This is a genomic window from Prosthecobacter sp. (assembly GCF_044236155.1).
GTDB lineage: Bacteria > Verrucomicrobiota > Verrucomicrobiia > Verrucomicrobiales > Verrucomicrobiaceae > Prosthecobacter.
Map to the genome: position 1 here is coordinate 453,441 of NZ_JBIIHA010000002.1, position 11,962 is coordinate 465,402.

The window sequence follows — 11,962 nt, forward strand, 5'->3', positions numbered from 1 at the left end:
CTGGCCGGTCGCATTTCGCACAGTCTTTGTCGTGGCGTGAATTGGGGCCTGTTCGTTATGCTCGGGCACCATGAAAACCATCCAAACTGACGTCCTCGTCTGCGGCGGCGGCTGCGCGGGCATCGCGGCGGCGCTTTCCTCGGCTCGAAATGGAGCGCAAACACTGCTGATTGAACGTGCTGGCTTCTCCGGCGGCATCATCACGACGGTCGGGCTGCCGTATTTCGATGGCCTCATCGACAAGCCGAGCGGGCGCTTTGTCGTGAAAGGCATCGCGCTGGAGTTGCTGCAGCGGCTGGGTATCGCGAAGCCGGGGGCGAAGTCGATCGACGATCTGCCGCCGGAGCTGGTCACGAAGTATTGGGGCAGCATGTGGATTCCAAATGTGGAGCACTTCAAGGTGCTTACCGATGAGCTGATTCTCCAGCAATCGGAGAAGCTCAAAGTGCTCTACCACAGCGTCGCCTGCGATGTGGAGGTGAAGGAAGGTCGCGTGGCCGCGGTGATCATCGCGAACAAGGATGGTCTCACCCGCGTGGAGGCGAAACAGGTCATCGATTGCACTGGCGATGGCGACATCGCTCACTGGGCGGGCTGCCCGACGATCTCGTCGAAGCCGCTCATGCCGCTGACGCTGCATTTCCGCATCGGCAATGTCGTGCCGACAAAAGAGACCACCCCCACCGCGAAGAAGGTCCTCATCGAGGCGCACAAGGAAGGCCGCCTCGTGAACTTCTACGGACCTGGGCTGATCTTCGCCTTCGCGAAGGACGAGTGCTACGTCCACGCCACCCGCGTGCCCGCCGATGCGACGAACGCTGCCGATTTCACCCGCGCGGAGATTCAGGGACGCAAGGATGCGTGGGCAATCTTCAACGAGTGGAAAGCCAAGGTGCCCGGTTTTGAAAACAGCTATTACATCATGAGTGGCCCTTATATCGGCGTGCGCGACACGCGGCGCATCGTGGGGCTGAACGTGCTCACGCTCGAAGACCTGCAAAAGACCACCCGCCATGACGACGCCGTCGCCACGGGCTGCTGGTTCCTTGACATCCATCCGCCGGAGGTCTCCGTCGATAAACCCTTCACCGGCTCCGGCTTCCAACCGAAGCCCTACGACATCTCGTATCGCACGCTCGTGCCGCAAAAAGTGAGCAACCTGCTCGTCGCTGGTCGCTGTCACAGCGCCAGCAGCGAAGCCAGCGCCTCCAGCCGCGTCACCGCCACCGCCATGGCCCTCGGCGAGGCTGCGGGCACTGCCGCCGCGCTGGCGATGAAGGCGAAAAGCGAAGTCGGCACCTTCGACGGCGTGAAAGTGCGTGAAACGCTCGCGAAGCAGAATGGCGGCCCCTTTAGCGAAGCCTGATTTCAATGTGGTTGAGTCCTCTGGACTCATCTCATCAGCCCGGAGGGCTGAACCACTCTCCCAATCCCATGAACACCGAATCCAATACCCTCAGCCGCCGCGAGGCTCTCCTCAGCGCCCTCAAAGGCACCGCCGCTGCCGCTGTGGCTGTGCCAGTCATAGTGCAGGCTGCGCCTGAATCTTCAGCTCAAGCTGAAGCCGCCTTTGTTCCCGAGAATGACTACCCCTTCTTCGGCTATGAGCCTGAGTCAGTGAAAGTGGCTTCGGCTTTAGCCGAACCATTCGCTCCCTGATACGGCTAAAGCCGCAACCACTTTAAAACACCATGAACTCCACTCGCCGCACCTTCATCCAAACCGCCGCCATCGCCTCCGCGGCGCCAACGATCATCGCCGCTGAACCGAAAAGCAGCGGCAAAGAACGCCGTGTCATCGAGACAGACGTGCTCGTGTGCGGTGGTGGCTGCGCGGGCAGTGCAGCGGCACTTGCAGCGGCCCGCTCAGGCGCGAAGACGCTGCTGGTCGAGAAAGCTCCCTTTGCTGGCGGCATCATCACCAGCGTGGGGCTGCCGTATTTCGATGGCATCGCTCACATCGACACGAAGCGCATTGTGGTGCGCGGCATCGCGCTCGAAATGCTCTCAAAGTCCGGTGTGTGCGCTCTAGACGCCCAGACGGTGACGAAGCACAATCCGACCATTCCGAACACCTTCGAGTTCAAGCTCCTGCTCGACCGCCTTTTCCAAGAGCAGAAGGACAACCTCAGGCTGCTCTTCAACAGCTTCGTTTGTGACGCCCACAGCAACGACGGGCGGATCGAGTCGGTGACGGTCGCCAACAAGGACGGCCTCGTGACCGTGAAGCCCAAAGTCGTCATTGATTGCTCCGGCGATGCTGATGTGGCCGCCTGGTCCGGCGTTCCTTTTGAGCAAAACAGCGAAGTGCAGCCGCTCACGCTGCATTTCCGCATTGGCAATGTGAAGCCAATCTCTCCCGCCGAAAAACAAGCCTGCAAAGACGCGCTCAAAGCCGCGCAAGCCGCAGGCGAGCTGCCGCACTACTACGGCCCCGGCATCATGTTCCTCTTTCACGGCAGCGAGGTCTATATCCACGGCGTCCGCGTGCCCGCGAACCCCACCGATGCCGCCGATCTCTCCCGCGCCGAGATGCAAGGCCGCGCGGATGCTCACGCGATGTTCCGTGCTTGGAAACAAAACGTGCCCGCCTTCAAAGACGCCTACTTCATCGAAGCTTACCCGTGGATCGGTGTGCGTGAATCCCGCCGCATCCTCGGTCAGCACATCCTCACAGAGGACGACCTCATGAAGTCGCGCCGCTTCGATGACGCCATCGCCACAGGCTGCTGGTATCTCGACATTCATCCTAACAAAACCGTCGTCGGCAGCGCCAACGACTTTGATCCGAAGAAAGTGCAGCCCGAGCCCTACGACATCCCGTATCGCTCCCTCGTGGCGCAAAAAGCCAGTAATCTCCTTGTGGCCGGTCGCTGCCACAGCGCCACACGCGGTGCCCACGCCTCCACCCGCGTGACCGTCACCGCCATGGCCATGGGCGAAGCCGCCGGTGTCGCCGCTGCGATGAGCTTGAAAGCGAAAGTCGAAGTCGCCTCGTTGGACGGCGTGAAAGTCCGCGAGCAGCTCACAAAGCGAGGCGGCGGGCCATTTACGGATGCTTAAAGGAGCTTCGGGTTCGCTTCGCGGCTTCGCAGTAGCCGAATCATTCTCCTCCTGATGCGGCTAAAGCCGCAGCCACTTTCCAGCAATCACCCCACATGAAAACGATCTTCACACTTCTCTTCACTCTGACCACAGTGCTTGCCGCCGAGCAGGCGGATGTCGTGGTTGTCACGGCCAATCCCGCCGGAGTCGCTGCGGCGGTGGCAGCGGCGAAGAGCGGCGCGAAGATCATCGTGCTCGAAGAATCCGCGCATGTCGGCGGCATCTTGGCGGGTGGATTGACGAACACTGACATCCGCAAGCACGGCGCGGTCGGCGGGCTCTACAACGAGTTCAAGCGCCGCATCGTGGGGCATTACACGACGACTTACGGCGCGGACTCGAAGCAGGTGAAGGTGTGCAAAGGCGGCAACATGTTTGAGCCGCACATCGTCGAGAAAACCTTCCGCGACATGCTCGCGGCGGAGAAGAACATCACGCTCCTCCAGCGGCATCGCGTGGTCTCAGCCAGCGTCGTGGGCAGCGATGGCGTGGAAAAAATCGCGACACCCGGCAAGCGAATCGACGGAGCCGCGCCGAAGGATTTCGGACCCACGGTGAAGCTCGTCAGCATCACGGCGGAGGATTTGAGCAAGCCGGGCACGAAGACCGAGTTTCGGGCCGCGACCTTCATCGACTGCACTTACGAGGGCGACCTCGCTGCACTCGCGGGCGTGCCGTATCGCGTCGGGCGCGAGAGCCGTGCCACTTTTGGCGAACCTCATGCCGGCCACATCTATGTGCGCTTCAAAGACTACAATCCGCTGCCCGGCTCCACTGGCGAGGCGGACGATGGCATTCAGGCGTTTTGCTTCCGCTTTCACCTCACGAAGGACAAGGCGAATGCCTTGCCCGTCGAGAAACCTGGCGCTTTCGATCGCGACGACTACCGGCACGTCCTGGCGCAAATCGCTGAGGGGAAGATCACGCGATTCAATCAAGTCATCCAGCTTTACGAGATGCCGAATGGCAAGTTTGAAGTGAATAGCGATCATCCGCATCACGACACCGGCGTTCCTGCCGAGTCGCTCGATCTGGCCGAGGAAAACTGGCGCTGGCCCGAGGCCGATCCCGCCGAGCGCGAGCGCATCTTTGCCCGCTACTGGAGCCACAATGAAGGCCTCGTCTGGCTGCTGCAAAACGATCCCGCCGTGCCGCAGTCGATACGCGATGAAGCCAGCCAGTGGGGCTTTCCAAAGGATGAGTTCACCGATCATCGCCACCGTCGGCACCACATCTATGTCCGCCAGGGTCGCCGCATCTGGGGCGAATACACGCTAACGCAAAACGACGCCAAACCCGTCTTCGAGACCGGCCTGCCCGCCCGTTTCGCCGATGGAATCGCCGTCACCGAGTTTGAGTTCGACTCCCACGCCGTGCGAAAATTCGACCCCGCCTATCCGCTGCTGCGCCCGGGTTACTTCTTCATCTCCCACGATCCTTTTCAGCTCCCGTATCGCATCTTGGTGCCGAAGTGTGTGGAGGGTCTGCTGGTGCCCGTCGCGTGCAGCGCCAGCCATGTCGGCTATCAAACCCTGCGCATGGAGCCCGTCTTCATGGCGCTCGGAGAAGCCTGCGGCATCGCCGCGATGAAAGCGCAAAGAAGCGGCACGACCGTTCGTGCCGTGGATGTGAAGTCTGTGCAACGCGAGATCGTGAAACGCGGCGGTGTCATCCTCTACGAAAACACGGCGATGGTTCCGGAGGGGCTCTAAACCAAGTGGCTTCGGCTTTAGCCGAATCAGGGGCCTTGAATGCGGCTAAAGCCGCAGCCACTTTCGCCTGCATTCGTCAATGGCCCTCAGGGTATTCCGTGAAACCCAACTAATGTGCCATCCTCAATCTCACGTGAGGCAAATGATCGAAATGATGTTGTGCATGGAAGGGGCTTTTGGATAAAGAAATAGACAAGCTATTTCATCTCTTGCCATGAAACACTGCCTCCTCGTCTTCGCCTTGCTCGCCCAATGTGCTTTTTCACAAAGCCAGTCGGGTTCGCCCGTGGATCACCTGCCGCCCAACATCCGCCAACTCACCACATGGGGCGAGCGGCCTGAGTTTCGGCATGATGGCAAACGCATCCTGTTTCTCTCCAAGGTCTTTGGGGATGTGTATGAATACGAGATCGAAACAGGCCGCATCACGCCATGCACGGATCACTTTAAACATCATGGATTCACCCGGGCCTTCTATCTCAGCAATGGCGACATCTTGCTGAGTGGTCCCGTGGCCACCTTTGACCGCATGGATAAGGATGCGCGGCAGAAGGCCCGCAGCTCGTCTTACCTGAGCGTCTTGGACAAGAGCTTCACCAAGGCTCCGATGCCGCTGAATGAGCACTGCGATGAAGGCCCGGCCGTGTCGCGGAGGGCGCTGCGCATCGCCTGGACGCATGGCCTGCAAGATCGCATCTCCACGGGTGAGATCGTCTATGAAAACGGAGTCCCAAAACTCACCAACAAGCGCCAAGTGCTACAGGTCAGCGACTTTCCTCCAGAAAGCCGACCTCACCGCTGGATCGAGACTCAGAACTTCGTCCCTCCAAGCGATGAAAAGCTGACCGTCACCGCCTACGAGATCAGCAACACCGCCAACAGCGAGGTCTTCGTGTTTGATCTGAAAACAGGGGCGCTCGCAAATGCCTCCCGCTCTCCTGATCACTATGAAGAAACTGAGTTTGTCTTCCCCGATGGCAAGCACACCCTGGTGGAGAGAGCGGAGCATCACGGCAATCATTGGCCTCTCATTGACGCCTGGAAGCTCGCGCTCGATGGCTCAGGCAAGGCCGAGCGCCTGACCTTTTTCACGGACTTCAAAGGCTACAAAGGTGGTGAACCCACCGTGAGTGATGATGGCAAATACCTCGCCTTCACCCTCGGCAAGAGCGGCATGGAGGCAGGACAGGGTTTTGGGCTATTCTTGATGGAGTTGGGAAAATAATGACAACGCTGAGTCACCGCCTGGGCACGCTACTGTGCCTCATCAGCCTCACATCCTTCGCCGCCGACCTCACGCCGAATGCGACGCTGAGTTTCTACTTCCCCGAGCTGCCGAACACGCTCGCGGGCATGGTTTCGGGCACGACGAAGGTGGCGCGGCTGGGGGCGCTCTTGCCGTCGAACTACTCCGCAGCATCGAAGCATCCGCTCTTCGTTTACATCAAAGGCGGCAGCGGTGGGCCGGAGGATGGCGGGGCGATAGCTCGCGACATCGTCGGGGCTGATGACTTCATCGCGGTGCAGGTGCCGCTTTTCAAAAAGAACCAGCCAAAGGGCAAGACGCTGCCCGTGATGATGGAAGACCTCGCCATCGTGAGCACGGCGTATCGCACGATGCTGAAAAAGCTCGCCGCCGAGGTGCCGAACATTGATTGGGAGCGCAGCGTCATCGGCGGGCACTCGAATGGTGCGCACACGCTCAGCGTGCTGCTGGCGGGTCGCGATGAGTTCATCACGCAGCACTTTCACGCCTTCTGGCTGCATGAGGGCGGCTTTCAGCTCATGCCTGCGGCCATGCCGATCAAAGACAGCCGCTTCCTGCTGCTCGTGGCCGACGATGGGATGACGGTCGGCTCGGAGTTCCGGCAGTTGATGCTCGATCAGACGTCGCTGCTCGAACGTCAGGCCAAGCTCATGAAGGTCGATTTCAAGAGCGTCATCATGCGCGGCTACGGTCACGACGTGCCGCCGGAATACATGCGCAATGTGCGCCAGTTCGCCCGAGGCGAGCCTTTGGAGGACATCCCCGCGAGCGAAAAAGCCGCCGCCGCGAAACTCACGCCGCCCCTTCGCACGCATCCCGACTCCAGCGCGTGGAATGACCTGCTCGTGCACGATTTGACCAACATGAAGGTCCCCGGAGCCATCTGGAGCTATCGCGAAGGCACCCTCACCGCCACCGAGGATCAAAACATCTGGACCAAGGCCACGCACGGCGACTGCGTCCTCGATTTCGAGTTCAAGTTCGAGCCCGGAGCCAACAGCGGTGTCTTCCTCTACAACAGCGACGAAACGAACTGGATGCCCGCCAGCATCGAAATCCAAATCTGCGACGACCGCGCCAAACAATGGCAGGAAAAGCCCGCCAACTGGCGCTGCGGTGCCTTCTTCGGCCACCAACCCGCGACGAAGAGCACCGTGAAACCCGCCGGCGAGTGGAATCGCATGACCATCACCGCCATAGGGCCAAAAATCATCGTCGTGCTCAACGGCGAAGTCGTGAACGAGATCGACCTCACGCGATGGAAGGATGGCAAACTCAATCCCGACGGCTCCGAGATGCCGAAATGGCTGCAAGGCAAGCCTTGGACTGAGATGCCAACGAAAGGCCGCATCGGCTTCCAGGGCCGACATGCCGGTGCAGGCATCGAGTTTCGGAAAGTGAAGCTGCTGAGGCTTTAGCCGAATCAGGGGCCTTGAATGCGGCTGAAGCCGCAGCCACTTTTTTACTGTCCTGCGCATAAACCGAGTCGCTCGTGCCACTCTTATGAGAACCCATGCTCACCGACCTCCAGACGCTCCAGCGCTACGCCAGCCACGGCGATGCTCACGCCTTTCGTGAGCTGGTGCATGCACACGGGGCCATGGTTCATGCCACCGCGTTGCGTGTCACCCAAAACGCCGACGTAGCGGAGGATGTCGCCCAGGAGACATTTCTCGAGCTGGCGCGGAAGAGTGGCAGCATCAAGCAATCTGTTGGGGCATGGCTGCATCGCGTGGCATGGCTTCAGGCATGTCAAGCCGTGCGCCGAGAGCGCACACGACGACAGGCGGAGGAAGCTATGGCGGAGTCGTGGCACACGGATCGCGAGGCGGCGTGGCCGGAAATCGAGCCGCATGTCGATGAAGCGCTCAACGAACTGCCGCAGGAGCTGCGTGAGGTGCTCGTGCTCTACTTTTTGGAAGGTCGCACGCAGGCGGAGATCGCGCGACATCTCGGCAAGAACCAAGCCACGGTCTCCCGGGCCATCGAGCGCGCGATCACCGCCATGCGCGAGGCGCTGCGCTCTCGTGGCGTGATTGCAAGTGCAGGCCTCGCGGCCGTGTTCGCCGCTCAGCCAGCGCACGCGATGCCCGCAACGCTGACCGCTAGCTTGGGCAAGCTGTCGATCAGCGGCGTGGGCCTACCTGCCACGGCCACCGCTTCATATTCCATACTCTCATCAATCACACTTCTCACCATGACCACGACTACGAAAATACTCATCGGCAGCGCCGTCATTGCGGCCGGCTCCTACTTCCTGCTGCGCCAGCCGATCCCACCTGCTCCCGCACCCGTTGTTGAGGCAGCCAAGCCCAAGCCATCCCCCAAACGAGCCATGCCCAAGTTTAGCGATGAGGAGATGTTTGAGCAGCTCTTTGGCAAAGATAGCGACAAGTTCTCCGCTGCCCGCAAGGCCGTGGATGAGCATATGGCCCAGCATCCGGGCAAGACAATGCGCGAACTGGCTCTCGATCCCGCCCATTCAGGGAGGATGGCAATGCTGATGGCGACAATGGCGCAGAACCCAGATGAGTTTAAAGGACTCAGCGAGGCCGCCCAGTTCGCCATGCAGATGAAAGGATTAAAGCCGGGCCCCGAATCCGGGGTCCATCTCAACCTCGCCGACATCGTCAACACGGAAAGCCAAGCCGAGCGATACCTCGGTGCGGTGCTCACAGACGATGCTCATGCTTTGTCTGAGCTCTTCTCTGATATCGTCAATGAAGCATCTGTCGAATTCGCGATTGATCCCGGCGCGAAGAAGACCTCCAACGGAGTCTCCGTCCGCGAAGGCCCCTTGCCGCCTGGCACGAAGCTCATCCAGAAGGAGCCGGAGGATTGAAAAAGTTTTCGGCTTGAGCCGAATCTTCCCGGAATGCGGCTGAAGCCGCAGCCTCTTTATCCGAGCCGTTGTGAAAGCTGCTCAGCAAACTTCTTCACCTTCGCTCCGAGCTTGTCGAGGCTGGCTGGCGTGACGCGATCCGACGGGCCGCTGATCCAGATGGAGGCGACGGGTTGGCCGCGATGATCGAAAACGGGGGCGGCGACGCAGGCGAAGGTTTCGCTCTCTTCGCCGCGGTCGAGGGCGTAGCCTTGCGACTGGACTTTTTTGAGTTCGGCGAGGAAGGCCGTGGGGCTGGTGATGGTGTGACGCGTGTGTTTGGGGAACTTCATCTGCTGCACGAAGGCTTTTTGCGTCTCGGGGCTCCAGTGGGCGAGCATGGCCTTCGCAGGTGCGGCGGTGTGCAGGGTGAAGGCATGGCCGATCTCGACCACGACCTTCACCGGATGCGAGGACGGCACCTGATCGAGCACCACGCCGTGATTTCCGGCCAGGGTGCCGAGCAGCGCGGTTTCGCCCGTGGCATCGCGCAAGGCGGTGAGGATGGGCGCGGCGGCCTGGATGAGGCGTTCGCCGCCCACGGCGGCATGGCCGAGGCTCAGGAGCTTGCGGCTGGCGCGGTAGGCCTTGGTGCCTTCATCGCGCTCGGCATAGCCGCGAAGCGTGAGCGTGGTGGCGATGCGGAAAACGGAGTTCTTCGGCATTTTGAGCGCCTCGGTCATCGCGGTGAGGGTCATGCCTTCGGGATGCTGCGAGAGCAGCTCCAGCAGATCCAGCGTGCGGTCGAGGATGGGCACCTTGTAGCGGCTGAGAGGGTTGGTGGCGGTTTTTCGGCTTTTGGGCATGGTTTGATATACAAAACAAGATTTGGTATTGCAAACGCGTAATGGGTGGCCTTGAATCCGGTTCTCCATTTCAACACTACGACCAAATGACAAACATCACTGAATCCACGATCATCGTCACCGGCGGCTCGCGCGGCTACGGCGCGGGCATCGCGGAGGCTTTGGTGAAGGCTGGAGCACGGGTCTGGATCACCGGACGTGATGCCGACAGGCTCACCGAAACGGCCCGGCGCATCGGAGCCACGCCCTTCGTCGCCGATGTGGCGGATGGCGAGGCCTGGGACCGGCTGATGGCCGAGGTGCTGGCGCAAACCGGTCGTCTCGATGTCCTGGTCAACAACGCAGGCGAGGGCGTCAAAATCGGCCCGGCGAGTGAGCAGACGGATGCTGCCATCGCTCAAAGCCTCGCCAGTAATCTCACGGGCACCATGCTCGGCTGCCGTCGGGCTGCCGCCATCATGCAAAAGCAGGGCAGCGGTCTCATTGTGAACATTGGCAGCGCCTGCTCCACGCATGCCTGGCCGGGCTGGAGCGTGTATTCGGCGGCGAAGGCCGGTTTGCTCATGTTCACGCGCTGCCTGCTCACTGAGCTGCGTCCTCACGGCGTGCGCGTGACCTCCGTTTTGCCTTCCTGGGGCCAGACCGAGTTCACCGACGCCGCAAACCTGCCGCCGCGTGATCCTGCCGTGCTCGCCCAATGCATCTCGCCTGCCGACATGGGCCAGATGCTCGTTCAAATCGCCCAACTTCCCGCACACCTCGTGACCGAAGAGATCAAGCTCTGGCCGATGGTGCAGCCGATGGCCCAACTTTAACCCAACCCTGCCAAACATGCGTTTCCTCATCCTCCTCGCCCTCGCCCCGTTGCTTCATGCTGCGGAGCATTCGATCAAACCCGGCGACAACCCGCAAGCGGTGATGGATCGCGCGGCGGCGGGCGACAAACTAGTCTTTCTGCCCGGTGTGCATCAGCATGGTCTCACAAAGCATCGCTCCATTCTCTACGTGGACAAATCGGTCCACATCGAGCTGAGCGAAGGGGCCACGCTGAAGCTCGCGGACGAGACGACGAAGCTCGAAGCCGATCCGGAGATCACCACCGATCAGGACGCGGGCAAGAAACTTGACGATTTGGAAATGGGCGGACGCTTTGACCTCATCAAGCCGTGCATCTTCACCATCCGAATCGACTCCGAAGGCAGCAATGGCAGCGCGGACACCTTTGCCTGGGGCGTGTTTGAGAGCGCGGACAATCCGCAAGGCACCGCCAAGCTGCCGCCATCCGCTAGCAAGTTCGCCGAGACTCCGCATCAGCGGGTGGCGATCACCGGCGACTGGCAAACGCTCGCCCATGGCGTGCAGATCCGCTTTGGCAGCAAGACCGGGCACAACAAAGGCAGCACGTGGTTCAGCACCTACGACGGCCCCGTCGCCTACGGCATCCGCGTCGGCTATGGACGCCAGCCCGACACCATCGAAAACGTGCGCATCACCGGCAAAGGCACCATCGACATGAATGCCACGCACAACGTGCAGCCCGGCTTCCTCGTGAAGGACATCAACGCCTGCGTCCTCGTCCATGGTCGCGTGCGCGGTGTGCTGGTGGAAGGCATCACGATGAGGGACACGAACCGCTCCGTGATGTGCTACGGCGAGCACACGGGCAAGTTTCTCGCCGGTGGCAAAACAGGCCCCGGCGAGTCCTTTGACGCCGAGGACATCACCATCCAGCGCACCCGCACGATCAACCCAAACGGCTCCGGCTATTTGCTGGGCCATCCTTCGTTTCGCGGGCATTTGCGCAACGTGAAGTGCAACTACAACTACATGGAGACCGGCGTCACGAGCATCGAGCCGAACTTCAATCTCGATGGTTACGAGGTCATCGGAAATGTCATCAAGAGCGGCGGCAGCGCCATCCATTGCTGGCGCTGCTCACGCAATGGCTTCGTCATGGACAACCTGCGCATCGACGACATCAAAGGCCAGCACGTCGTGCATCTCGGTGCTCCGCGCGGCTGGGAAAGCCCCGAGCCGCCGCTGAAGCGGAACAATCGCAACCTGCTTAGGGCGTGTTTTAAAATTGGTTTCTGAGGGATAAAGTGCAGATGGCAAGAAGGACAAAAGCCATGAATGAAACATCGGTTTTGTCATACCGGGTGGCCACGCGTCGCATGCGTTTGATCTTTTCA

The 11,962-nt window shown here is 60.7% G+C and carries 10 protein-coding genes; 9 read left to right on the forward strand and 1 reads right to left on the reverse strand.

All coding sequences use genetic code 11. The features are described 5' to 3' along the window. The first annotated feature begins 70 nt into the window (after positions 1-70). The 7 genes from ACILSE_RS03790 to ACILSE_RS03820 all read left to right on the forward strand — a co-directional run bounded on the left by ACILSE_RS03790 (position 71) and on the right by ACILSE_RS03820 (position 8,925). The gene (locus tag ACILSE_RS03790; RefSeq protein WP_395716020.1) at positions 71-1,366 is read left to right on the forward strand and encodes an FAD-dependent oxidoreductase; all 1,296 of its coding nucleotides are present in this window, start codon (positions 71-73) and stop codon (positions 1,364-1,366) included. Between the two features lie 68 nt (positions 1,367-1,434). Further along, positions 1,435-1,659, forward strand: a complete 225-nt coding sequence (locus tag ACILSE_RS03795) for a hypothetical protein (RefSeq protein ID WP_395716021.1) — start codon at positions 1,435-1,437, stop codon at positions 1,657-1,659. Positions 1,660-1,691: 32 nt separating this feature from the next. Beyond that, entirely contained in the window at positions 1,692-3,062 is a 1,371-nt protein-coding gene (locus tag ACILSE_RS03800; RefSeq protein WP_395716022.1) for an FAD-dependent oxidoreductase, read from the forward strand. A 95-nt stretch (positions 3,063-3,157) separates the two neighbouring features. Beyond that, positions 3,158-4,816, forward strand: a complete 1,659-nt coding sequence (locus tag ACILSE_RS03805) for an FAD-dependent oxidoreductase (RefSeq protein WP_395716023.1) — start codon at positions 3,158-3,160, stop codon at positions 4,814-4,816. Between the two features lie 214 nt (positions 4,817-5,030). Beyond that, complete coding sequence (locus ACILSE_RS03810; protein WP_395716024.1) at positions 5,031-6,041, forward strand: TolB family protein; 1,011 nt, start codon at positions 5,031-5,033, stop codon at positions 6,039-6,041. Then, entirely contained in the window at positions 6,041-7,501 is a 1,461-nt protein-coding gene (locus ACILSE_RS03815; RefSeq protein WP_395716025.1) for a DUF1080 domain-containing protein, read from the forward strand. Before ACILSE_RS03810 ends, ACILSE_RS03815 begins: the two co-directional genes overlap by 1 nt. Positions 7,502-7,596: 95 nt before the next feature. Further along, positions 7,597-8,925 carry an RNA polymerase sigma factor gene (locus tag ACILSE_RS03820; RefSeq protein ID WP_395716026.1) on the forward strand — a complete coding sequence of 443 codons (1,329 nt, stop codon included), beginning with the start codon at positions 7,597-7,599 and terminating at the stop codon, positions 8,923-8,925. A gap of 56 nt (positions 8,926-8,981) precedes the next feature. Here ACILSE_RS03820 and ACILSE_RS03825 read toward each other — a convergent pair whose 3' ends face one another. Further along, on the reverse strand, positions 8,982-9,770 hold the full coding sequence (locus ACILSE_RS03825) for an IclR family transcriptional regulator (RefSeq protein ID WP_395716027.1): 789 nt from the start codon (positions 9,768-9,770) through the stop codon (positions 8,982-8,984). A gap of 86 nt (positions 9,771-9,856) precedes the next feature. Between ACILSE_RS03825 and ACILSE_RS03830 the strand changes: the two genes are divergently transcribed. After that, positions 9,857-10,585, forward strand: coding sequence for an SDR family oxidoreductase (locus ACILSE_RS03830; RefSeq protein ID WP_395716028.1), 729 nt, complete (start codon positions 9,857-9,859; stop codon positions 10,583-10,585). 16 nt (positions 10,586-10,601) lie between these two features. Next, a complete protein-coding gene (locus tag ACILSE_RS03835) occupies positions 10,602-11,864 on the forward strand; it encodes a hypothetical protein (RefSeq protein ID WP_395716029.1) in 1,263 nt (420 codons plus the stop codon). Positions 11,865-11,962: the final 98 nt, after the last annotated feature.